The organism is Nocardioides sp. SR21 (genome assembly GCF_022761125.1).
Taxonomy (GTDB): Bacteria; Actinomycetota; Actinomycetes; order Propionibacteriales; family Nocardioidaceae; genus Nocardioides.
Window position 1 is genome coordinate 15,032 of sequence record NZ_JAKWJR010000003.1, and the last position, 21,273, is coordinate 36,304.

A 21,273-nucleotide genomic window follows, 5' to 3' on the forward strand; every position below is an offset into this window, starting at 1 on the left:
TCTCCCGAGGGCCGCTCGGGCAAGGATGGCGCCATGACTGGTGACATCCTTGGGACCACCCGCCGCGTGGCCGTGCTCGGCGGCAACCGCATTCCTTTTGCCCGTTCCAACACCGTCTACTCCGACGCGTCCAACCAGGAGATGCTCACCGCCGCCATCGACGGCCTGGCCGACCGGTTCGGCCTGCAGGGGGAGCGCGTCGGGGAGGTGGTCGCCGGCGCCGTGCTGAAGCACGCCCGGGACTTCAACCTCGCCCGTGAGGCGGTGCTCGGCTCCAAGCTCGCGCCCGAGACCCCGGCGATCGACATCCAGCAGGCCTGCGGCACCGGGCTGCAGGCCGCGATCGAGGTCGGCAACAAGATCGCGCTCGGCGCGTACGACGTCGGCATCGCCGGCGGCACCGACACGACGTCGGACGCCCCCGTGGCGATCAGCGACAAGCTGCGCAAGAAGCTGATGAAGGTCAACGCCGCGCGCGACACGGCCGGGAAGGTCAAGGCGCTCGGCGCGATCCGGCCCGGCGACATCGGCCTCGAGATCCCGCGCAACAGCGAGCCGCGCACGCGGCTGTCGATGGGCGAGCACGCCGCGCTGACCGCGCTCGAGTGGCAGGTCGGCCGCGAGGAGCAGGACGAGCTCGCCGCGCAGTCGCACCAGCACCTGGCCGCGGCGTACGACCGCGGCTTCCTCGACGACCAGATCACGCCGTTCCGCGGGGTCGAGCGCGACCAGAACCTGCGCGCCGACTCGTCGGTCGAGAAGCTCGCGAAGCTCAAGCCGGTGTTCGGCCGCGGCGAGGCCGCGACCATGACGGCCGGCAACTCGACGCCGCTGACCGACGGCGCGTCCGTCGTGCTGCTGTCGTCGGAGGACTGGGCCGCCGAGCACGGGCTGGAGCCGCTCGCGTTCCTCGTCGACAGCGAGACCGCGGCCGTCGACTACGTCCACGGCGGCGAGGGCCTGCTGATGGCGCCGGCGTACGCCGTGCCCCGGATGCTCGCGCGACGCGGGCTCACGCTGCAGGACTTCGACTTCTACGAGATCCACGAGGCGTTCGCCTCGCAGGTGCTCGCCACGCTGAAGGCCTGGGAGGACCCGATCTTCTGCAAGGAGCGGCTCGGGCTCGACGCGCCGCTCGGCGCGATCGACCGGGCGAAGCTCAACGTCAACGGCTCCTCGCTCGCCGCCGGACATCCGTTCGCGGCCACCGGCGGGCGGATCCTGAACGTGGCCGCGAAGCTGCTGTCGGAGAAGGGCTCCGGCCGGGCGCTGATCTCGGTCTGCGCAGCCGGTGGTCAGGGCGTGGTGGCCGTTCTGGAACGATGACCCGGTGACTGCACTCGACACCAAGCTCCAGGACGTCTACGACGAGGTACTCGGCCGCAACCCCGGCGAGCAGGAGTTCCACCAGGCCGTGCGCGAGGTCCTCGAGAGCCTCGGGCCGGTCGTCAGCAAGCACCCGGAGTACGTCGACGCCGCGGTCATCCACCGGATCTGCGAGCCGGAGCGGCAGATCATCTTCCGCGTCCCGTGGACCGACGACCGGGGCAACGTGCAGCTCAACCGTGGGTTCCGGGTCGAGTTCAACTCCGCGCTTGGCCCGTACAAGGGCGGCCTGAGGTTCCACCCGTCGGTGTACCTCGGCATCGTGAAGTTCCTCGGCTTCGAGCAGATCTTCAAGAACTCCCTGACCGGTATGCCGATCGGCGGCGGCAAGGGCGGCTCGGACTTCGACCCGAAGGGCCGCTCCGACGCCGAGGTGATGCGGTTCTGCCAGTCGTTCATGACCGAGCTGCACCGCCACATCGGCGAGTACACCGACGTCCCCGCCGGCGACATCGGCGTGGGCGGCCGCGAGATCGGCTACCTGTTCGGGCAGTACAAGCGGATCACCAACCGCTACGAGTCCGGCGTGCTGACCGGCAAGGGCCTGAGCTGGGGCGGCTCGCTGGTGCGCACCGAGGCGACCGGCTACGGCACCGTGTTCTTCGTCGACGAGATCCTCAAGACCTCGGGCCAGTCCTTCGACGGCAAGGCGGTCGTCGTGTCGGGCTCCGGCAACGTCGCGATCTACGCGGTCGAGAAGGTCCACCAGCTCGGCGGGACCGTCGTCGCGTGCTCCGACTCGGCCGGCTACATCGTCGACGAGGACGGCATCGACCTCGAGCTGCTCAAGGACGTCAAGGAGGTACGCCGCGCGCGGATCTCCGAGTACGCCGACGCTCGGCCGGGGGCGCGGTACGTCGCCGGCGGCAGCGTGTGGGACGTGCCGTGCGACATCGCGCTGCCCTGCGCCACCCAGAACGAGATCGACGAGGCCGAGGCGGTCGCGCTGATCAAGGGCGGGGCGAAGGTGGTCGCCGAGGGAGCGAACATGCCGTGCACCCCGGCCGCCGTCCGCGCGTTCGCCGACGCCGGCGTGGTCTTCGCGCCGGGCAAGGCCGCGAACGCCGGCGGTGTCGCGACCAGCGCACTGGAGATGCAGCAGAACGCCTCGCGCGACGCGTGGAGCTTCGAGCACACCGAGGAGCGGCTCGCCGAGATCATGCGGGGCATCCACGACCGCTGCCTGACGACCGCGGACGAGTACGACGTACCGGGCAACTACGTCGCGGGCGCGAACATCGCGGGCTTCATCAAGGTGGCCGACGCGATGATCGCGCTGGGTGTGATCTGACCGGGCGTCACCTGACGGCGGCGAGCGCCAGCGCGGAGGCGACCAGGTAGTCCCGGACCTGCTCGGGGGAGATGGTGCCGACCGTCGGGATGCCCGGCGCCGCCTCCTTGACCAGGATGCCGACCCGCGCGAGCTGGAGCGCGCCCAGGCCGCTGGCGTAGAGCGTGTTCGCGAGCAGCACCGGGTCGTCGACCGCGAACGCACCCTTCTCCACGCCGTCCTCGAGCACCTCGATGAGGACCGCCAGGCACGAGGAGATGGCCCGGCCGAGCCGGAACACCGCGCCCTCGGTCATCTCGTCGAGCAGCTCGGGTCCGGTACGCCGCATCAGGGTCTGCGCGCAGTCGACGAACGCCGGGTGCGCCACGCCGTACTCGACGAACGCGCCGACGAGCGCGGCGAGCCGGTCCTGTGGCTTCTTCCTCGACGTCGCTGCGGTCGCCAGCGCGTCTCGGAGCTCGTCGAGGTAGCCGACGAGGGTGAGGGCGAAGAGCTCCTCCTTGCCCGTGAAGTGCCGGTAGACGATCGCCCGGTTGATCCCGACCGCCCGGGCGATGTCCTCGATCTGCGCGTCGCGCACCCCCCGCTGGTCGAACAGCGCGCGGGTGGCGTCGAGGATCTCCTGCTCGCGGGCCCGGCGCCGGGCGGCGGCCGCGGTGCGCCTGCCGTCGGTCTGGGGAGTGGCGGTCATGGCGTCATCGTAGAGAGGTGCAACACGCAGTTGCACGGGTGTGACGGATCTCAGTCGGTGAGCCGGTAGCCGGCCGCCCTCAGGCCCGTGGCGCCCGCGTGCTCGAAGATCGCGATGTCGCCGGCGAAGCCCACGAGGGTGCCCGACCGCACCTGGCCGAGGGTGCTCGTGACCTCGCCGGTGCGCGGGTCGACGAGCTGCAGGACCGCGTCGGGCCAGGGCGACACCGGTGTGTTCGAGGCGTACGGGTCGGTGCCGCTGTAGGTGTAGTCGACGCGGACCAGGCCGAGGTCGGACCTCGCGAACGTCGAGGTCTGATAGCCGACGTCGCCGCCCTCGACCCACACGGACGTGTCGCCGTACGTCCACAGCGGCTCCGAGCTGGCCTCGTCCTGCGCCTGGGTGACGGGGATCGTGACCTGCTCGCCGGTGGGCAGGTCGACGAGGCGCTCGTTCGCGGACCAGGTGACGCCGTCGACCCCCTCGGTGGTCGTCCACATGGAGTCGCGGCACTCGGCGTCGCGGGTGAGCGAGCCGTCGTCGACGCTGAAGCAGATCGGCTGACCCTTCGCGGTGTCGTGGCCCAGGTAGATCCGGGTCGCGGACATCCCGAGCACCTCGCTCCCCACCGATCGGCGGGTCCACAGGAACGATGCGGTGGCCGGGTCGACCACGCCGACGCGGTGGCCGGTCACGCGCGGCCCGCCCTGCGTGAGCTCCCACCCCGACGGCGCGACCGCGACGAACAGGTCGGTGCCGGGGATGGCCTGGACGGTGCCGGGCAGGCCGGGCAGCGGAGCCATCGACACGATCTCCCCGGTCTCGGCGTCCCCGATCCCGTAGTCGAGGGCGACGTTCGGCGTGGGGTTCGTGGTGCCGGCGGAGTTGTCCATCGACCCCGCCCCGATGAAGTAGCCCTGCGACACGGCGTCGACCCCACCCGCGCCGTTCGGCGGGACCAGGAGGTCGGCGGTCCACAGCGCCTCGAGGTCCGCGGCGTCGGCGGCCCCGGTGGACCCGGTGGACCCGGTGGGCCCAGTCGGGTCCGGCGCCGACTCGGCGTCGTCGGACGAGCACGCAGCGAGCGGCAGGACCAACAGCGCGGCCAGCAGCGCGCCCGCGACCGTGTTCAACCCAGGAACTCCTTCACTGTCGCGATCGTGTCGATCTCCGACACCGGCTTGTCGTCGCGGTAGCGAACCACGCGGGCGAAGCGCAGCGCTACACCTCCGGGGTAACGGGTCGAGCGCTGGACACCGTCGAACGCGATCTCGACGACCTGCTCGGGACGCACGGTGACCACCCAGCCGTTGTCGTCGACCGCGAGCTCCTGGAAGCGCTCGGTCTGCCAGGCGAGCATCTCGTCGGTCATCCCCTTGAACGTCTTGCCGAGCATCACGAAGTGCTGATCGGCGCCGGCGGGGTCGCGGGCGCCGAGGTGGATGTTCGACAGCCAGCCCTTGCGGCGCCCGGAGCCCCACTCGACGCCGAGGACGACGAGGTCGAGGGTGTGCACGGGCTTCACCTTCACCCAGGACGCACCGCGGCGTCCGGCGTCGTACGGCGCACCCAGCGCCTTCACGACCACCCCCTCGTGGCCGTCGCGCAACACCTCGGCCGCGAACGCCTCGGCCGCGGCGACGTCGCCGGTCACCAGGCGCGGGACGCGGTGCGCCTCGGGGACCAGCCGCTCGAGGGCGGCCGCGCGCTCGGAGGCGGGCGCGTCGAGGAGGTCGGTGCCGTCGAGGTGCAGCACGTCGAAGAAGTATGGCGTGACGACCACGCCCTCGGCCATGGCGGTGCGGGACGCCGTCTCCTGGAACGGCCGGGGGCGGCCGTCCTCGGTGAGCGCCAGCGCCTCTCCGTCGAGCACGAACGAGTCGGCCGGCAACGCGAGCGCGACCGCGACCACCTCGGGCAGCCGCGCGGTGATGTCCTCCAGCGACCGGGTGGCCACCAGCACCTCGGAGCCCTGCCGGTGCACCTGGATGCGGATCCCGTCGAGCTTGGTGTCGACCGCGACCTCGCCGCCGACCTTCGCCAGCGCGGCCGCGACGTCCGGGGCGCTGGAGGCGAGCATCGGCAGCACCGGCCGCCCGACCTGGAGGCCGAACGCGCCCAGGGCGTCGACGCCCTCGAACGCCGCCCGCGCGACCGCGACCGTCGACCCGGCGAGCATCGCCGCGCGGCGCACGTCGGCGAGCGGCACCTCGGCGGCGACCGCCAGCGCCTCCTGCACGAGCGAGTCGAGCGCGCCCTGGCGCACCGCGCCGGTCACGACGCCCCGCAGCCACACCTGCTCGTCGGCCGTGGCGCGGCCGAACAGCTCCGCCACCGCGAGCGCGCGGGCCGACTGCGACCCGGCGCCGGAGAGGGCGGACAGTCGCTCGAACGCCTCGTGCACCTCCAGCACGTCGAGGGTCGACGACTCCGCCGGCGAGGGCAGCGTGGCCAGCCCGCGCCAGCCCAGCCCGGTGCGGCGCTGGCGCAGCGCGCCGGCGACGTACGCCGTCACGGTCTCGATCTCGTCCGGCGAGGCGCGGGCGAGCAGGGCCGCGATCGCCGCGACCTTGGCCTTGCGGGACCGGGTGGCGGCGACGGCTCCTGAGGTGGCGACCACGTCCGCGAGCAGCACCTGACCATTCAAGCCGACGCCACCGACACTACGGTGGCGCCATGGATGCACGGCGCTGGGCGCTCGGTCTCGAGCGGGCGTTTGACGACCGCCGCCGGCGCCGCCGTGCGCTGTTCCGCCCGAAGAACTTCCGGATCGAGACCTACCTCGGGTACGGCGGCCCGGCCGGCGTCGTCGTCGGGGGCCGCGTCCTCGACAACCCGCCGCCGTCCGCGGCCGAGGACGGCGAGGGCGTCGTGGCCGCCTTCCGCCGGACGGCGAGCCAGTTCTTCACCGACGACCTGCCGGGCGTCCCGCTGCGGGTCAGGGTCGGCGACACGACGATCGAGACCGTGAGCGACGACGACGGCTACTGGGCCGTCCGCTTCGTGCCGACCGACGCGACCGGCCCGTGGCTGGACGGGACCGTCGAGCTCGCGGGGGAGTACCGCCGCCTCACCGACCCGCACACCACGCCGCTCCGGATCCTGGTGCCCGGGCCGGACGCGCGGTTCGGCATCGTCTCCGACATCGACGACACGATCCTCGAGACCGGCGTGCAGCGGGTCGGCCAGATGATCCAGACGACGCTCACCGGCTCGGAGCTGACGCGGACGCCGTTCGCCGGCGCGCCCGAGCTCTACCGCGACCTCGCCGCGGGCACCAACCCCGTCTTCTACGTCTCGTCGAGCCCGTGGAACCTCTACTCGTTCCTCCAGGGCTTCCTGCGCCACCGCGAATTCCCCCTCGGTCCGGTGCTGCTGCGCGACCTCATCGGCACCGACGAGGGCCGGGCGCGCAAGCACGAGCGCATCGAGAGCGTCCTCGAGCTCAACCCCGGCCTGAAGTTCGTGCTGCTCGGCGACTCCGGGGAGCACGACCCGCAGATCTACGCCGACATGGTCCGCGCCCATCCCGACCGGTTCCTCGCGGTCTACATCCGCGAGGTGCGCCTCGACCCGGGCGACGGCCGCGTCGAGCAGGTCAGCGACTCCTGGGACTCCGAGGTGCCGTTCGTGCTGGCCGCCGACAGCGACGCCGTACGCCGGCACGCCGCGTCGATCGGGCTGCTGTGAACGATCGTCTCCTGCTCGCCGTCGACGCGCCGTCGCTGCTCCACCGCAACCACCACGCCCGCGCGGAGTCCGGGCTGCTCGACCGGGGCGGCCGCCCGGCCTGGGCGCTGCACGGGATGCTGCGCCAGATCCTGGAGGCGATCGACCAGTTCGCGCCGGACGCCGTGCTGTTCGGGATCGACGACCGCAAGGAGTCGGTGCGAGAGGCGGCGTACCCGATGTACAAGGCGGGGCGCGCCGAGAAGGACCCGGCCCTGGTCGACCAGCTCGAGCGCGCTGCCGACCTGCTCGACGCGCTCGGGATGCTCACGGTCACCCCGGCCGGGCTGGAGGCCGACGACGTCAACGCGTCCGCGGCGACGTGGGCCGAGGAGCACGGGTGGAACTGCGTGCTGGTGACGTCGGACCGCGACGCGTTCGCCCACATCAGCGATCGCACCAAGGTCCTGCGGCTGATCAACGGCGGCATCGGCGGCTCGCCGCTGCTCAGCCCGGCGGCGCTGCGCGCGATGTACGGCGTGGCCGCGGAGAACTACCTCGAGTTCGCCGCCCTCCGCGGCGACCCCAGCGACAACCTGCCGGGCGTGCCGGGGATCGGCGAGAAGATCGCGCCGTTCCTGCTGTCGGAGATGGGCTCGATGCGCGCGGTCTGGGCGGACATCGACCACTGCGGCGGCGAGACGCTGGTGGCGACGATCGACTCGTACTGCGAGGAGGTCGGCCGGCCGCGGATCGGCGCCAGCGTGCTGAAGAGGCTCGCGACGCCCGAGGCCCGCGAGCGCTTCGAGTTCAACCTCTCGATCATGTCCGGCCGCACCGACCTCGACCTCGGCCTGAAGCCCGACGTGCCCGGCAGCCCGGGCCTGCTGCCGCTCGACCCCGAGCGGGTGCTGCGGGTCGTCGGCTACCTGGGGGTGCCGTCGACCACGGACCTCGCGATCCGGGTGCTCACGGAGCCGCCGGCCAGCGCTCAACCGCCTCGCTGAGCCGGGCGGCGAGCGCGGCCAGTTCCGCGCGGACCTCCTCGCCCTCGTCGATCCGGAAGGCGCCGGGCAGCATCGCGAGCTGCTCGGCGTACGACCGCGCGTTGCGGGTCGAGCCGACCAGGCGGGTGGTCGTGGCGTCGACCGCCTCGAGCCGCCCCATGGTCCGCGGGATCGCGGCCAGGACCGTCTGGAGGGGCGCGTCGACGGTCAGCACGACGTCGTACTGCCAGCCGGTGCCGAGGTTCTCCTCGAGCGCCGCGACCGGGTCCAGGTCCGCGGGCGGGTCGAACGTCTCGGGCAGCACCTCGACCGACCCCACCCGGTCGATGCGGTACGTGCGCACCGCGTCCCGCTCCAGCGAGCGGCACAGCAGGTACCACCGCCCGTAGCGCACCACCACCGCCCACGGCTCGGCCTCGAGCAGCCGGTCGTTGCCCTTCTCGGTGCGGTAGCCGAGGCGGACCAGACGGCTGTCGGCGCAGGCCTCCACGAGGGCGACGGTGGTCGCGGGGTCGGGGCGCGCGGGGTCGCGGCCCGGCACCGGGGTGGCGGTACGGCGTACCGCCTCGGCCTGGGCGGCCACCGACCGGGGCAGCGCGCCGAGCAGCTTGCCGAGGGCGCGGCCGACCGGGCCCTCGGGGTCGGCGGCGTCGTGCTGCCCGTCGAGCGCGGCCATCACCAGGCCGAGCGCCTCGTCGGGGCCGAACCGCAGCGGCGGCGGCCGGACCCCGCGGCCGAGCCGGTAGCCGCCGTCGGGGCCGCGCACCGACTCGACCGGGATGTCGGCCTCCCGCAGGATCTCGACGTAGCGCCGGGCCGCCCGTGAGGTCACGCCCAGGCGGCGGCCGAGCCGGTCGGCGGTGATGCCGGGGGTGTCCTGGAGGGCCTCGAGGGCGAGCAGCGCGCGCGAGGTCGGGCTGGATTCGGTGGGCATGTCGGTTCCTAAGAGGAAGTAGATCGTCCACATCGGATCCTACGGTGGTCCCATGACCACTCTCGAGAACCGCCCGCACACCGCCCTCGCCGTGATCGACGTCCAGGCCGGCGTCGTCGCCGACGCCCACGACCGCGACCAGGTGGTCGCCAACATCGCGACCCTGGTCGACAAGGCCCGCGCCGCCGGCACCCCGGTGGTCTGGGTGCTGCACAACCACCCGGAGCACCTGCCGCGCGAAAGCGAGCACTGGCAGCTCGTGCCCGAGCTCGCGGTCGCCGACGGCGAGCCGGTCGTGGACAAGGCGTACGGCGACTCGTTCGAGGACACCGACCTCGAGGACGTGCTGGCCGGTCTGGGCGTCGGTCGACTCGTGGTCAGCGGCGCGCAGAGCGACGCGTGCGTCCGCTCGACGCTGCACGGCGCCCTGGTCCGCGGCTACGACACGACGCTGGTGTCCGACGCGCACACGACCGAGGACCTGAGCGCGTACGGCGCGCCCACGCCCGACCTCGTGATCGCGCACACCAACCTGTACTGGTCCTTCACCAAGGCCCCCGGCCGCGAGACCGGCCTCGCGCCGACGGCCGAGGTCGACTTCACCAGCCCGGCGGCAGCGTCGTGAAGTCGGGCTCGCGACCCTCGGCGAAGGCGCTCAGCGCCTCGAGGTTCGCGGGCCCGCCCAGCAGCTCCGCGAAGGCCGCGTTCTCGCGCTCGCGCGCCTCGGCGATCCCCGCGCGCAAGGGCTCGGTCATCGTCCGCTTCACCGCGACCAGCGAGGAGATCGGTCGCGCGGCGAGGACCTCGGCGTGCCGGCGCGCCTCGGCCAGCAGGTCGTCGGGCTCGCAGACGCGCCAGACCAGGCCCATCTCCTGGGCCTCGGCCGCGGAGATCCACTCCGCCGACAGCAGCACCCACGCGGCGTCCTGACGGCCGACCAGGCGGGGGAGCAGGTACGACGACGCCGCCTCGGGCGCCACGCCCAGGCTGGTGAAGGGGCACTTCAGGCGGGCGGTGGTGGACATGAACGCCAGGTCGGCGAAGCCGAGGATGGTGGTGCCGATCCCGAGGCCGACGCCGTTGACGGCGACGACCAGCGGCTTGGGGAACTCCACGAGCGCGTCGAACAGCCCCACGAACCCGTGCCGCCCGCGCACGAACGTCGGGTCGGTCGCGATCTTGTGCATCTCGATCAGGTCGGTGCCGGCGCTGAAGCCGCGGCCGTTGCCGGTGATGAGGACGACGGCGACGCCCGGGTCGGCCGCCGCGGCGCGCAGCGCCTCCGCGGTGGCGTCGTACAGCTCCTCGTTGAAGGCGTTCAGCGCCTCGGGGCGGTCGAGCGTGATGGTCCGGACCCGGGCGTGGTCGGCGATCTGCAGCACCATGGGCCCAGGCTAGAACACGTTCTACTGTCGGCGGCCCCGGTTAGGGTCGAAGCGTGGACGGAGCGGGCGGGCGGGTGCGGGAGTGGCGACCCGACTGGCCGTGCCCGGTCGGGCCGATCCTGCGCGTCCACAAGCGTGGAGGTGGCGACCCGACGTACAAGATCGTCGGCGACACCCACTGGCGCGGCATCCGCACTCCTGACGGGCCGGCGACGCTCGCCGTCGAGTCCAGGTCGGGGGTCGTGCGCGCCGAGGCCTGGGGCCCGGGCGCCGACTGGGTGCTCGACTCGGTGCCTGCGCTGCTGGGCGCCGACGACGACCCGGCCGGCTTCGAGCCGCGCCACCCCGTCATCGAGGAGGCGCTGCGCCGCTACGGCGGCTGGCGGCTCGGCCGCAGCGGCCTGGTGATGGAGTCGCTGGTCCCGGCGATCATCGAGCAGAAGGTCACCGGTCAGGAGGCGTTCGCCGGCTTCCGCATGCTCGTCCACCGGTACGGCGAGCGCGCGCCCGGGCCCGGCGCCGAGCTCAAGCTCTGGGTGCAGCCGGGCGCCGAGACGATCCGCCAGGTGCCGTCCTGGGAGTGGCTGCGGATGCACGTCGACCCGGCGCGTTCGCGCGCCGTCGTCACCGCCGCACGGGTCGCGGACTCGCTGGAGCGCACCATCGGGCTCCCCGGCGACGAGGTCGAGCGTCGGCTGACCTCGCTCCCCGGGATCGGCGTGTGGACCGCGGCCGAGGTGCGCCAGCGCGCCCACGGCGACCCCGACGCCGTGTCGTTCGGCGACTACCACGTCGCCCACCAGGTCGGCTGGGCGGTGGAGGGGCGCGACTTCGACGACGCCGAGCTCGCGGAGTTCCTCGAGCCCTGGCGTCCCCAGCGCGGCCGGGCGGTGACGATGCTCCTGCTCGGCGGTCAGAAGCGGCCGCGGCGCGGCGAGCGGATGGCGCCGCGCACCCACCTGCCGGCGCGCGTCACTCGTCGGTGAACAGCGGCATCGGCTCGTGCGCCACGTCCGCGGCGCGCAGGCCGGGGTCGAGCGCCAGGGCCTGCAGGTCGTCGAGCGAGATGCTCCAGCGGGCGCCGACCGGCACGTACTCCGCCGCGTCCACCGCCATCCCGTCCAGCGTGCTCAGGCTGACCACGCGCACCCGCGACACCGCGCCGGCGGGCAGCGCCTTCGCCTCCTGGGGCGTCAGCATCCGCGGCGCGTCGGTGTCGATGCCGGAGCGCAGCGCGACGCTGGTCATCAGCAGCGACCCGTCCTCGAGCGTCTGGATGGTGCACGTCTCGGCCCGCCGCTGCTCCAGCTGGTAGCGGCAGGAGCCGGCGAAGTCGTAGGTCTCCAGGTCCTCGGGCGCGAAGCCGCCGACCGTGAGGTTCAGCTGGGTCGGCCCGGTCGCGGGCCGGTAGGACAGCAGGTAGTGCTGCGCGTCCGCGTCGCCGGCCTCGACCGGCTCGCCCAGCACGTTGTTGACCGACCAGCTCGGCTCGCCCAGGGACGGGACGGCCGCGAAGCCGGCGCCCGCCGCGGTCTCCATGACCTCGGTGACGGGCGGTGCCTGCTCGGCGCCCGTGGCGGGCACGCCGTCGTCGCCGCCGGACGTCGAGAGCGACGGCGCCAGGGCGACCGCCGCCACCGCGAGGGCGGCGACCCCGCCGGCCAGCAACCCGCGACGGGCGGTCCGCTTGCGCGCCGTACGGATCACGTCCGTGCTGGTGTGGGCGAGCGGCGGCTCGTCGGTGAGGTGCTCGCGCAGCAGCGTGGTGAGGTCGGGCTCGGTCATGGGTGTCCTCCAGTGAGGGTAGGGGCGTGCTGACGGAGGGTCGTGATCGCCTTCGAGGTGTGGCTCTTGACGGTGCCCTCGGCGATGCCGAGGATCTCGGCGGTCTCGGTCACGGAACGGTCGTCGACGAAGCGCAGCGCGATCACGGCGCGCTGCTGCGCGGGGAGGGTGGCCAGAGCCGCCGCCAGGTCCAGCGGAGCCGCCGGCTCAGGCGCGGGCCGGTCCGGGACGCTCTCGACGACGACGTCGCGAGCACGCCGGCTGACGTGCGTGAGCGACTCGTTGACGACCGCGCGCCGCGTGTAGGCCTCCAGGCCGCCGCGCTCGATGCGCGGCCAGGCGCCGTACACCTTGACCAGCGCGCGCTGCGTCACGTCCTCGGCCGCGTGCCAGTCGCGGGTGATGACGTACGCCAGCCGTCGCAGCGCGAGCACGCGCGCGGCGTAGAACTCGGTGAAGGCTGCGTCCCGCTCCGCGCGCTGCATGCCTTCCATACTCGGCGAACCCGGCGCGGGGTTCACCTGGTCCGGGTCAGAGCAGCGGCCGCAGCGGGGCCAGGATCATCTCGGTGAACTTGCGGTGCAGGTCCCGGGCCTCCCACTCGCCCTGGGTGAGCTCGAGGCAGTTGCCCTCGTCGGTGCGGTAGATCTCCTCGAGGTTCTCCGCGAAGCGCTCGTCGATGACCTCGACGTTGATCTCGTAGTTCCCCTGCAGGCTGAGCCGGTCGACGTTCGCCGTACCGACCGTCGACCAGGTGCCGTCGATCGTCGACGTCTTCGCGTGCACCATCGCGTCCTTGTAGCGGAAGATCCGCACCCCGGACTCCAGCAGCTGCGAGAAGTACCCGCGCGAGATCCAGTCGGCCACGATGTGGTTCGACTTCAGCGGCACCAGCAGCCGGACGTCGACCCCGCGGTGGGCGGCGTCCTTGATCGCGTCGACGAAGTCCTGGTCCGGGCAGAAGTAGGCGTGCGTCATCCAGACGTTGCGCGAGGCCCGGTTGATCGCCTCGATGTACATCGAGCGGATCGGGAACATCCACAGCCGCGGCACGTTGCGGTGGAACCGGATCCGTGGCTCCCAGGTGGACGCGGTCTCGAGCAGCAGCGGCCGCTCGCTGGTGCCGAACCGGCGCCGCCGGTTCAGGTTCCAGAAGTCCGCGAACGCTCGCTTGAGGTCCCAGACCCCGGGACCGGTGATCTCGACGTGGGTGTCGCGCCACTCCGTGGCGTACGGCGTCCCGATGTTGAAGCCGCCGACGAACCCGACCGAGTCGTCGACGACCAGGATCTTGCGGTGGTCGCGGCCGTAGCGGCTGAAGTCGAAGAACCGCAGGCCCGCCGGGTAGACCGGGAACCGCAGCACCTTCATCGTGGGCGGGAACCGCTTGAACCGTGGCGAGACCACGAGGTTCGCGAAGCCGTCGTAGATGCAGTAGACCTCGACCCCGCGGTCGGCGGCGGCCGCGAGCGCGGACTTGAACCGCTCGCCGACCTCGTCGCCCTTCCAGATGTAGGTCTCGAAGAGGACCTGCCGCTGCGCACCCTCGATCGCCGCGAGCATCGCGTCGTACAGGTCCTGTCCGAACGTGTACGTCGTCAGCGTGCCGTCGCCGACCGGCACCTCGCGCGGCGCGGTGACGGGGAACGGCTTGGGCTTCTTGCCGCGGCGGCGGTAGGAGTCGACCAGCGACATCCCGATCGCCAGCGCGAGCTGGAGCCCGAAGAACGCGAGGAGCGTCCGGCGGGCCGCCCTCAGCACCCGGGCAGCGGGCGGCAGGGGGCGGTCGGTCACGGGGACAATCTAGCCAGGCCGGGGGTGGAATCCTGCCGGGGAGGGACTGTCGGTGGCCCCCTCTACGCTGGATGCATGCGTCCAGTCACCGATCTCGAGCGCCGGGTGGCGCCGTTCAAGGTCGTCTCCGACTACCAACCCTCCGGCGACCAGCCGACCGCGATCGCGGAGATCGCCAAGCGGCTCGACGGCGGGGTCCAGGACGTCGTCCTGCTCGGCGCGACCGGCACCGGCAAGACCGCGACGGTGGCGTGGGTCGCCGAGCAGGTGCAGCGCCCGATGCTGGTGCTCCAGCCGAACAAGACGCTCGCCGCGCAGTTCGCCAACGAGCTGCGGCAGCTGTTCCCCGACAACGCGGTCGAGTACTTCGTCTCCTACTACGACTACTACCAGCCCGAGGCGTACGTCCCCCAGACCGACACCTACATCGAGAAGGACTCCTCGATCAACGAGGAGGTCGAGCGGCTGCGGCACTCCGCGACCAACTCGCTGCTGACCAGGCGTGACGTGATCGTGGTCAGCACCGTCTCGTGCATCTACGGCCTCGGCACCCCGCAGGAGTACGTCGACCGGATGATCCGGCTGAAGGTGGGCGAGGAGCACGACCGCGACTCGATCCTGCGCCGGCTGGTCGAGATCCAGTACACCCGCAACGACATGACGTTCACCCGCGGCACGTTCCGCGTCCGGGGCGACACCCTCGAGATCTTCCCGGTCTACGAGGAGCACGCGGTCCGCATCGAGTTCTTCGGCGACGAGATCGAGCGGCTGATGACCCTGCACCCGCTGACCGGCGAGGTGGCCACGGAGGACAAGGAGCTCTACGTCTTCCCGGCCACCCACTACGTCGCGGGTCCGGAGCGGATGGAGCGCGCGATCAAGGGCATCGAGCTCGAGCTCGAGGACCGGCTCGCGACGTTCGAGCGCCAGGGCAAGCTGCTCGAGGCCCAGCGGCTGCGGATGCGCACGACGTACGACGTCGAGATGATGCGCCAGGTCGGCTCCTGCGCCGGCATCGAGAACTACTCGATGCACATGGACGGCCGCACCCACGGCTCCGCGCCGAACTGCCTGCTCGACTACTTCCCCGAGGACTACGTCGTCGTCGTCGACGAGTCGCACGTGACGGTCCCGCAGATCGGCGGGATGTACGAAGGCGACATGTCGCGCAAGCGGAACCTCGTCGACCACGGGTTCCGGCTCCCCAGCGCGATGGACAACCGGCCGCTGCGGTGGGAGGAGTTCCTCGACCGGATCGGGCAGACCGTCTACCTCTCCGCGACGCCGGGCAACTACGAGCTCGACAAGGTCTCAGGGCCGGACGGTCGCCCGGACACCGTCGAGCAGATCATCCGCCCGACCGGCCTGGTCGACCCCGAGGTGGTCATCAAGCCGACCAAGGGTCAGATCGACGACCTGATCCACGAGATCCGCACCCGCTCCGAGAAGGACGAGCGGGTCCTGGTCACCACGCTGACCAAGAAGATGTCCGAGGACCTCACCGACTACCTCCTCGACGCCGGCATCCGCACCCGCTACCTCCACTCCGAGGTCGACACGCTGCGTCGCATCGAGCTGCTCCGCGAGCTGCGGCTGGGGGAGTACGACGTCCTCGTCGGCATCAACCTGCTCCGTGAGGGCCTCGACCTGCCCGAGGTGTCGCTGGTGTCGATCCTCGACGCCGACAAGGAGGGCTTCCTGCGCTCCGACAAGTCGCTGATCCAGACGATCGGCCGAGCGGCGCGCAACGTGTCCGGCCAGGTGCACATGTACGCCGACAAGATCACGCCCTCGATGGAGAAGGCGATCGAGGAGACCAACCGCCGCCGCGCGAAGCAGGTCGCCTACAACACCGCCGCCGGGGTCGACCCGCAGCCGCTGCGCAAGAAGATCGCCGACATCACCGAGATGCTGGCACGCGAGGACGAGTCGACCCAGGAGCTGCTGGCGACCTGGCAGCACCAGGACCCGAAGAACCGCAAGGCGCCGGTCCCGGCGCTCTCCCGGATGGCCGGGGGTGAGGCCGGGCAGCACGCGAAGGACCTCGCGGGGCTGCCGAGTGCCGAGCTCGCGCAGCTGATCCAGGAGCTCACCGACCAGATGAAGGGCGCCGCCGCCGAGCTGCACTTCGAGGTGGCGGCGCGGCTGCGTGACGAGATCGGCGACCTGAAGAAGGAGCTGCGACAGATGATGGAGGCTGGTGCGAAGTGATCAAGCAGGTGCAGGTGACGTTCGACTGCGCGGACCCGCGCGCGCTCTCGCTGTTCTGGAACGACGTCCTCGGCTACGAGTTCCCGGCACCGCCGCCGGGCTTCGACTCGTGGGACGCGTTCTCCGAGACGCTCCCCGAGGAGCACCGCAACAGCGCCTCGGCCTCGGAGGACCCGACCGGCGCCGGCCCGCGGCTGTTCTTCCAGCGCGTCCCCGAGGGCAAGACCGCGAAGAACCGGCTGCACCTCGACGTCCGTGCCGCTCCCGGCCTGCAGGGCGACGAGCGGATGGCCGCGCTCGAGAACGAGTGCGAGCGCCTCGTCGCGCTCGGCGCCACCCGCGTCGAACGGCACGAGCCCGCCCCGCCGATGGCCGGCGGCCACATCATCATGTTGGACCCCGAGGGCAACGAGTTCTGCCTCGACTAGCTCAGCGACCGCGGAGCCGGTCGAGCAGACCGCGGCGCGGCTGGTCCGGGTGGCCGGGGCACCAGTTCTCGTCGGCGACGGTGGCGCGGACCTGGGCGACGTGCTGGCCGCAGCCCTTCCACGTGATCTTTCCGCAGGTGCGGCAGGGGGTGGGGCGACACATGATGTGAGCGAGTCTAGAAGTCCCGATTCAACCGACCAAAACTCCCGATTCAACCGACGGAAAGTCCCGACTCAACGGTCCGGGCTCAGGGACCGAGGGTAGGCCGCCGTAGGATCGGGCCAGTGAAGCCGACCGTCCGCACCGCCACCGCGGTCTGGATCGTCGGGCTCCTGGTCTACCTGGTCGCGGTGTTCCACCGCTCCTCGCTCGCGGTCGCCGGCCTCGCCGCCACCGAGCGCTTCGACATCTCCGCGGCCCAGCTGGCGACGTTCACGATGCTGCAGCTGCTCGTGTACGCCGCCCTGCAGATCCCGGTGGGACTGGCGGTCGACCGGTTCGGCTCGCGCAGCGTGCTGCTGACCGGGACGATCCTGATCACCGTCGCGCAGGCCGGGTTCGCGCTCGCGCCGACGTACTCCCTGGCGCTGGTGGCGCGGGTCTTCGTCGGGATGGGCGATGCGATGACGTTCATCTGCGTGCTCCGGCTGGTGAGCAGCTGGTTCCCGGCGCGGCGGATCCCGCTGGTCACCCAGCTGACCGGCACCCTCGGTCAGCTCGGCGCGGTCGCCGCGGCGATCCCGATGACCTGGGCGCTGCGGGAGGTCGGCTGGACGCGTGCGTACCTCACCACCGCCTCGCTCGGCCTGCTGCTGACGGCCGCGATCCTCGTGGTGCTCTGGGACGCGCCGGGCATCCGCCACCTGCGGGGGCCTGCGATGTCGCTCACCGCGGTGCGCACCAGCCTGGCGGCGTCGTGGGCGCACCCGGGGACCCGCCTCGGCTTCTGGATGCACTTCTCGACGCAGTTCAGCTCGACCGCGCTCAGCCTGCTGTGGGGCTACCCGTTCTTCGTCCGCGGGGAGGGACTGTCGCCCGGCACCGCCGGCGCGCTGCTGACGGTCATGGTGCTCGCGGTCATGTGTGCAGGCCCGGTCCTCGGCTGGCTGGTCGGCGCCCACCCGTGGCACCGCTCGACGACCGTGCTCTCCATCGTCTCGGTGATCGCGGGCGTCTGGACCGTCGTGCTCGCCTGGCCGGGCAACGCGCCGCTGTGGCTGCTCGTGGTGCTCGCGGTCGTCGTCGGCGTCGGTGGCCCGGCGTCGATGATCGGCTTCGACCTCGGGCGTACGTCGAACCCCACGGAGCGGTTCGCCAGCGCCACCGGGATCATCAACCAGGGCGGGTTCCTGGCGTCGTTGATCCTGGTGATCACCATCGGGCTGATCCTCGACTGGCGCACGCCGGGGCACAGCGACGCGTACCCGCCCGAGGCGTTCCGCTGGGCGATGAGCGCGCAGTACGTGCTGTGGGCGCTGGGCCTCACCCAGGTCTACCGCTACCGCGTGAAGACCAGGGCCGTGGTCGATCGGGACGAGCTGGAGGGTGTCGCCAGATCTCCCGCCGGGTAACGAAGGGCCATGACGAACATCGATCTGGGACGACCGGTCCAGGGTGACGTCGTCGAGCTGATCCTCGACGACCACCGTCGCTTCGAGGCGCTGCTGCGGGACCTGCGCGACAGCAGCCAGGACCGTGACGCCGTCCGGAAGGCGTTCGCCGCGCTGCACGTCGCGCACGCCGAGGCCGAGGAGAAGCACGTCTACCCGAAGCTCAAGCGGAAGAACGCGGTCGACGACGACGAGGCGGACCACGGGGTCGAGGAGCACGCGGAGGGCAACGAGGCGCTGCTCGCGGTGCTGGAGCTCAAGGGCACCGACACCCAGGCGTTCGACGACGCCGTCGAGCAGCTGGCCAAGCTGGTCAACCACCACCTCACCGAGGAGGAGCTCACCATCCTCAACCCGGCTCGCGAGGAGGTCGGCCCCCAGGTCCGCGCCGACCTCGGCAAGCTGTTCGCCGACGAGCGGAACCGGCAGATCGACGACGACTGCGGGACCCTCACGAACGTCCGCAAGATCGTCGCGGCCGCCCGCAAGAAGGGGCTGCTGGACGACGACGAGGAGGACGACGAAGACTGACGTCCATGGACGTCGACTCGATGCGCGAGTACTGCCTGGCCAAGCCCGGCGCCTGGCCCGACTTCCCCTGGGAGCACGAGCACCCGGTGATCAAGGTGGGCCCGGAGGAGCGCGGCAAGATCTTCGCGTTCCTGGGCGCCGACGGGGTCGGGGTGAAGGGCGGACCGACGCGCGAGGTCGCCGACGAGTGGATCGACCGCTACCCGGGGGACGTGACCGTGATGCGCTACATCGGGCGCTCGGGGTGGAACGACCTGTCGTTCGGCGGCGCGATCCCGGACGACGACTTCCTCGAGGCGGTCGACGAGTCGTACCGGCTGGTGGTGGCGAAGCTGCCGAAGAGGCTCAGGCCTGCGGTCGACGAACCGTGAGGCCGACCAGGCGGGCGACGACCAGCGCGACGTAGAAGACGCCCGCGACCATCTCGATCATCACCACGGAGCGTGCGTGCTCCTGGACCGGGATCACGTCGGACAGGCCGACGCTGGTGAGGGTCGAGAACGACAGGAAGAGCAGCTCGTACCAGCTGCGCCCGGACTCACCCCCGTGGCCGACGAACGAGTCCGGCCACACGACCTGGGTCGCGGCGAACAGGTAGGCGAAGCCCCAGGCGACCACGGTGAACGCCGCTCCGGTCGCGTAGAGCTCGTCGGTGGTGATCTGGTCGTCGTGGAAGAGGTACCGGATCATCGAGTACGACACGTAGAAGTAGAACGGCGCGTGCAGCAGTGCCGAGGTCAGCACGATCCAGTCGGTTGTCGGGGAGGCGGCCTCGAGGACGGTGAACGTCATCGCCGGGATCGCGACGACCGCGACCACCCAGGTGAACGACGGGGTACGCCGCACCGCCCAGACCGCGATCAGCACGACGCACATCTGCGCCACGCCGATGGTGGCGCGGCCGGCGAAGTCCTTGCTCAGGAACGGGTAGGCGAGGACCGTCACGAGCTGCGCGCCGAGCAGCACGGCGGACGGGTGCTTGCCGAGGATCCGCCGGACCGGCATGTGGTCGTGGCTCATCCGAGCGACCCGAACGGCCCGAACGGCCCGCGCCCGCGCTGGTCCTTGGACCGCCGCTTCTCGAGCCGCTTCATCTCCGACTCGACGATCTCGCGGTGCGAGCCCGCGACCCGGACGAGGTGCAGCAGGCTGAACGCGATCACGAAGCCCGGCCAGAAGAAGTAGGGGTTGAACCCGCCGCCGCCGAAGCAGGTCGCGAACCAGATCGCGGTGGTGACCAGGCTGGCGCCGAGGAACGAGAACGACGCCTCACGCCGCTTGGTCTGCCAGGCCCGCTCGGCGAGCACCTCGAGATCGCGCTGCGAGGCGTGCGCGAGGGTGCGCTCGGTGCTGGGCGGCGGCGCGACCAGGTCGCCGAGGATCGCCCGGAAGTCACCGAGCACCCGACTGCGGTCGACGCGGGCGCAGCGCTCGTCGTACTCCTCGCGGTCGAGACGACCGTCGGCGTAGGCCTCGTCGAGCACCTGGTGCACGATCGCGCGGTCGTGGTCGGAGGCGCGCAGCACGGCGTACCGCGCCTCGCGCGGGTCGTGGGTGAACGACGACCAGACCTCCGGGGAGTCCGTCATCGGCGCGTCCTCTGCACGGGCACATCGTAGGAGTGCCGGTCCAGCCCACGTTTCACGCCCGTTACCTCAGGGGAGAAGCGTCGTTGCTTGGGGTGGGAGCAGGGGAGCGCACACGGCGTTGCCCAGAACGAGAACACGTTCTAGTCTGTGCGGGTTGTCTAGACAGGTTCGGGAGGTGGGCGCGTGTCGGTCACTGCCGCGTCAGTGCTGCGCGGGCCCGGCGAGATCGCGGTGATGGTCGTCGAGGTCACCAAGCGGATCTTCACCCGGCCGTTCCAGTTCCGGGAGTTCATCGAGCAGGCCTGGTTCATCACCAGCGTGACGCTGATGCCCACGATCCTGGTGTCGATCCCGTTCGGCGCGGTCATCTCGCTGCAGGTCGGCAACCTGACCGGGCAGCTCGGCGCGCAGTCGTTCGCCGGCGCGACCGCGGTGCTCGCCGTGGTGCGCGAGGCGGCGCCGATCGCGGCGGCGCTGATCATCGCCGGCGCCGCGGGCTCGGCGATCTGCTCCGACATGGGCGCCCGCAAGATCCGCGAGGAGATCGACGCGATGGAGGTGCTCGGGGTCGACCCCCTGGAGCGGCTGATCGCGCCTCGGGTCGTGGCCACCATGTTCGTCGCGCTGATGATCAACGGCATCGTGATCGCCGCGGGCATCGGTGGCGGCTACTTCTTCACCGTGATCGTTCAGGGCGGCTCCGCCGGCGCGTTCCTCTCGTCGTTCACCGCGCTCGCCAGCCTCCCCGACCTCTACATCTCGATGATCAAGGCCCTCGTCTTCGGCTGGCTGGCTGCGATCGTCGGCGCCTACAAGGGCCTGAACGCCGGCGGTGGGCCGAGCGGTGTCGGCCGCGCGGTGAACGAGTCCGTGATCGTCGCGTTCATGCTGCTGTTCTTCCTGAACGCCATCATCACCGCGATCTACTTCCAAGTCGTCCCACCCCCGGGGCTCTGACGGC

General features: G+C 71.7%; 23 protein-coding genes. 12 read left to right on the top strand and 11 right to left on the bottom strand.

The features are described 5' to 3' along the window. The first annotated feature begins 33 nt into the window (after window positions 1-33). The gene (locus MJ604_RS06045; RefSeq protein WP_243057409.1) at window positions 34-1,326 is read left to right on the top strand and encodes an acetyl-CoA C-acetyltransferase; all 1,293 of its coding nucleotides are present in this window, start codon (window positions 34-36) and stop codon (window positions 1,324-1,326) included. A gap of 4 nt (window positions 1,327-1,330) precedes the next feature. Continuing rightward, the gene (gene gdhA / locus MJ604_RS06050) at window positions 1,331-2,677 is read left to right on the top strand and encodes an NADP-specific glutamate dehydrogenase (RefSeq protein ID WP_243057410.1); all 1,347 of its coding nucleotides are present in this window, start codon (window positions 1,331-1,333) and stop codon (window positions 2,675-2,677) included. A gap of 7 nt (window positions 2,678-2,684) precedes the next feature. Here gdhA and MJ604_RS06055 read toward each other — a convergent pair whose 3' ends face one another. The 3 genes from MJ604_RS06055 to MJ604_RS06065 are packed head-to-tail and all read right to left on the bottom strand — an operon-like array spanning window position 2,685 to window position 6,003. Continuing rightward, window positions 2,685-3,368, bottom strand: coding sequence for a TetR/AcrR family transcriptional regulator (locus MJ604_RS06055; RefSeq protein ID WP_243057411.1), 684 nt, complete (start codon window positions 3,366-3,368; stop codon window positions 2,685-2,687). Window positions 3,369-3,418: 50 nt separating this feature from the next. After that, window positions 3,419-4,501, bottom strand: coding sequence for a hypothetical protein (locus MJ604_RS06060; protein ID WP_243057412.1), 1,083 nt, complete (start codon window positions 4,499-4,501; stop codon window positions 3,419-3,421). Further along, a complete protein-coding gene (locus MJ604_RS06065) occupies window positions 4,498-6,003 on the bottom strand; it encodes an ATP-dependent DNA ligase (RefSeq protein WP_243057413.1) in 1,506 nt (501 codons plus the stop codon). Before MJ604_RS06065 ends, MJ604_RS06060 begins: the two co-directional genes overlap by 4 nt. Before the next feature lie 41 nt (window positions 6,004-6,044). Here MJ604_RS06065 and MJ604_RS06070 point away from each other — a divergent pair, with 41 nt between their 5' ends. Together MJ604_RS06070 and MJ604_RS06075 are read left to right on the top strand one after the other, a co-directional pair. Then, a complete protein-coding gene (locus MJ604_RS06070; protein WP_243057414.1) occupies window positions 6,045-7,058 on the top strand; it encodes an App1 family protein in 1,014 nt (337 codons plus the stop codon). Next, entirely contained in the window at window positions 7,055-8,044 is a 990-nt protein-coding gene (locus tag MJ604_RS06075) for a 5'-3' exonuclease H3TH domain-containing protein (RefSeq protein ID WP_243057415.1), read from the top strand. Before MJ604_RS06070 ends, MJ604_RS06075 begins: the two co-directional genes overlap by 4 nt. Here MJ604_RS06075 and MJ604_RS06080 read toward each other — a convergent pair. After that, a complete protein-coding gene (locus tag MJ604_RS06080) occupies window positions 8,007-8,978 on the bottom strand; it encodes a YafY family protein (protein ID WP_243057416.1) in 972 nt (323 codons plus the stop codon). The two genes, MJ604_RS06075 and MJ604_RS06080, sit on opposite strands and share 38 nt — an antisense overlap. A gap of 52 nt (window positions 8,979-9,030) precedes the next feature. Between MJ604_RS06080 and MJ604_RS06085 the strand changes: the two genes are divergently transcribed. Next, window positions 9,031-9,603: an isochorismatase family protein gene (locus MJ604_RS06085; protein WP_243057417.1), complete on the top strand. Its 573-nt coding sequence runs from the start codon at window positions 9,031-9,033 to the stop codon at window positions 9,601-9,603. On the opposite strand, the gene MJ604_RS06090 is transcribed toward MJ604_RS06085, so the two are convergent. Then, window positions 9,578-10,363, bottom strand: a complete 786-nt coding sequence (locus MJ604_RS06090) for an enoyl-CoA hydratase/isomerase family protein (RefSeq protein WP_243057418.1) — start codon at window positions 10,361-10,363, stop codon at window positions 9,578-9,580. The two genes, MJ604_RS06085 and MJ604_RS06090, sit on opposite strands and share 26 nt — an antisense overlap. Window positions 10,364-10,416: 53 nt before the next feature. Here MJ604_RS06090 and MJ604_RS06095 point away from each other — a divergent pair, with 53 nt between their 5' ends. After that, window positions 10,417-11,349, top strand: a complete 933-nt coding sequence (locus MJ604_RS06095; protein ID WP_243057419.1) for a DNA-3-methyladenine glycosylase — start codon at window positions 10,417-10,419, stop codon at window positions 11,347-11,349. Here MJ604_RS06095 and MJ604_RS06100 read toward each other — a convergent pair. From MJ604_RS06100 to MJ604_RS06110, 3 genes are read right to left on the bottom strand one after another with little or no spacing between them, the layout of a single operon-like run. Then, window positions 11,336-12,148: a hypothetical protein gene (locus MJ604_RS06100; protein WP_243057420.1), complete on the bottom strand. Its 813-nt coding sequence runs from the start codon at window positions 12,146-12,148 to the stop codon at window positions 11,336-11,338. The two genes, MJ604_RS06095 and MJ604_RS06100, sit on opposite strands and share 14 nt — an antisense overlap. Next, entirely contained in the window at window positions 12,145-12,633 is a 489-nt protein-coding gene (locus MJ604_RS06105) for a SigE family RNA polymerase sigma factor (protein ID WP_243057421.1), read from the bottom strand. Before MJ604_RS06105 ends, MJ604_RS06100 begins: the two co-directional genes overlap by 4 nt. Before the next feature lie 46 nt (window positions 12,634-12,679). After that, window positions 12,680-13,942 (bottom strand): phospholipase D-like domain-containing protein, encoded by a 1,263-nt coding sequence (locus MJ604_RS06110; RefSeq protein WP_243057422.1) that lies wholly within the window; start codon window positions 13,940-13,942, stop codon window positions 12,680-12,682. A gap of 75 nt (window positions 13,943-14,017) precedes the next feature. Here MJ604_RS06110 and uvrB point away from each other — a divergent pair, with 75 nt between their 5' ends. Both uvrB and MJ604_RS06120 read left to right on the top strand, forming a co-directional pair. Continuing rightward, the gene (gene uvrB, locus MJ604_RS06115; RefSeq protein ID WP_243057423.1) at window positions 14,018-16,153 is read left to right on the top strand and encodes an excinuclease ABC subunit UvrB; all 2,136 of its coding nucleotides are present in this window, start codon (window positions 14,018-14,020) and stop codon (window positions 16,151-16,153) included. Continuing rightward, window positions 16,150-16,581 (top strand): VOC family protein, encoded by a 432-nt coding sequence (locus tag MJ604_RS06120; RefSeq protein WP_243057424.1) that lies wholly within the window; start codon window positions 16,150-16,152, stop codon window positions 16,579-16,581. The genes uvrB and MJ604_RS06120 overlap by 4 nt, the downstream gene beginning before the upstream one ends. Before the next feature lies 1 nt (window position 16,582). On the opposite strand, the gene MJ604_RS06125 is transcribed toward MJ604_RS06120, so the two are convergent. Continuing rightward, a complete protein-coding gene (locus MJ604_RS06125) occupies window positions 16,583-16,744 on the bottom strand; it encodes a hypothetical protein (protein WP_243057425.1) in 162 nt (53 codons plus the stop codon). 122 nt (window positions 16,745-16,866) lie between these two features. Between MJ604_RS06125 and MJ604_RS06130 the strand changes: the two genes are divergently transcribed. Genes MJ604_RS06130 through MJ604_RS06140 form a run of 3 tightly spaced genes read left to right on the top strand, consistent with a single transcriptional unit; the run spans window position 16,867 to window position 19,094 of the window. Beyond that, a complete protein-coding gene (locus tag MJ604_RS06130) occupies window positions 16,867-18,153 on the top strand; it encodes a nitrate/nitrite transporter (protein ID WP_243057426.1) in 1,287 nt (428 codons plus the stop codon). 9 nt (window positions 18,154-18,162) lie between these two features. Beyond that, complete coding sequence (locus tag MJ604_RS06135) at window positions 18,163-18,723, top strand: hemerythrin domain-containing protein (protein WP_243057427.1); 561 nt, start codon at window positions 18,163-18,165, stop codon at window positions 18,721-18,723. Between the two features lie 5 nt (window positions 18,724-18,728). After that, window positions 18,729-19,094, top strand: a complete 366-nt coding sequence (locus MJ604_RS06140; RefSeq protein WP_243057428.1) for an MmcQ/YjbR family DNA-binding protein — start codon at window positions 18,729-18,731, stop codon at window positions 19,092-19,094. Here MJ604_RS06140 and MJ604_RS06145 read toward each other — a convergent pair. Beyond that, on the bottom strand, window positions 19,069-19,743 hold the full coding sequence (locus MJ604_RS06145; RefSeq protein ID WP_243057429.1) for an ion channel: 675 nt from the start codon (window positions 19,741-19,743) through the stop codon (window positions 19,069-19,071). The genes MJ604_RS06140 and MJ604_RS06145 overlap by 26 nt on opposite strands. Further along, window positions 19,740-20,312 (bottom strand): DUF1707 domain-containing protein, encoded by a 573-nt coding sequence (locus MJ604_RS06150; protein ID WP_243057430.1) that lies wholly within the window; start codon window positions 20,310-20,312, stop codon window positions 19,740-19,742. The genes MJ604_RS06145 and MJ604_RS06150 overlap by 4 nt, the downstream gene beginning before the upstream one ends. Window positions 20,313-20,546: 234 nt before the next feature. On the opposite strand from MJ604_RS06150, the gene MJ604_RS06155 reads away from it, so the two are divergent. Beyond that, the gene (locus MJ604_RS06155; protein ID WP_279235533.1) at window positions 20,547-21,269 is read left to right on the top strand and encodes an ABC transporter permease; all 723 of its coding nucleotides are present in this window, start codon (window positions 20,547-20,549) and stop codon (window positions 21,267-21,269) included. Window positions 21,270-21,273: the final 4 nt, after the last annotated feature.

Bases quoted from the DNA above. Each gene is read 5' to 3' on its own strand.
- MJ604_RS06045 (WP_243057409.1), top strand. From the start codon at position 34: ATGACTGGTGACATCCTTGGGACCACCCGCCGCGTGGCCGTGCTCGGC.
- MJ604_RS06055 (WP_243057411.1), bottom strand. From the start codon at position 3,368: ATGACCGCCACTCCCCAGACCGACGGCAGGCGCACCGCGGCCGCCGCC.
- MJ604_RS06070 (WP_243057414.1), top strand. From the start codon at position 6,045: ATGGATGCACGGCGCTGGGCGCTCGGTCTCGAGCGGGCGTTTGACGAC.
- MJ604_RS06080 (WP_243057416.1), bottom strand. From the start codon at position 8,978: ATGCCCACCGAATCCAGCCCGACCTCGCGCGCGCTGCTCGCCCTCGAG.
- MJ604_RS06085 (WP_243057417.1), top strand. From the start codon at position 9,031: ATGACCACTCTCGAGAACCGCCCGCACACCGCCCTCGCCGTGATCGAC.
- MJ604_RS06090 (WP_243057418.1), bottom strand. From the start codon at position 10,363: ATGGTGCTGCAGATCGCCGACCACGCCCGGGTCCGGACCATCACGCTC.
- MJ604_RS06100 (WP_243057420.1), bottom strand. From the start codon at position 12,148: ATGACCGAGCCCGACCTCACCACGCTGCTGCGCGAGCACCTCACCGAC.
- MJ604_RS06105 (WP_243057421.1), bottom strand. From the start codon at position 12,633: ATGCAGCGCGCGGAGCGGGACGCAGCCTTCACCGAGTTCTACGCCGCG.
- uvrB (WP_243057423.1), top strand. From the start codon at position 14,018: ATGCGTCCAGTCACCGATCTCGAGCGCCGGGTGGCGCCGTTCAAGGTC.
- MJ604_RS06125 (WP_243057425.1), bottom strand. From the start codon at position 16,744: ATGTGTCGCCCCACCCCCTGCCGCACCTGCGGAAAGATCACGTGGAAG.
- MJ604_RS06135 (WP_243057427.1), top strand. From the start codon at position 18,163: ATGACGAACATCGATCTGGGACGACCGGTCCAGGGTGACGTCGTCGAG.
- MJ604_RS06140 (WP_243057428.1), top strand. From the start codon at position 18,729: ATGGACGTCGACTCGATGCGCGAGTACTGCCTGGCCAAGCCCGGCGCC.
- MJ604_RS06145 (WP_243057429.1), bottom strand. From the start codon at position 19,743: ATGAGCCACGACCACATGCCGGTCCGGCGGATCCTCGGCAAGCACCCG.
- MJ604_RS06150 (WP_243057430.1), bottom strand. From the start codon at position 20,312: ATGACGGACTCCCCGGAGGTCTGGTCGTCGTTCACCCACGACCCGCGC.
- MJ604_RS06155 (WP_279235533.1), top strand. From the start codon at position 20,547: ATGGTCGTCGAGGTCACCAAGCGGATCTTCACCCGGCCGTTCCAGTTC.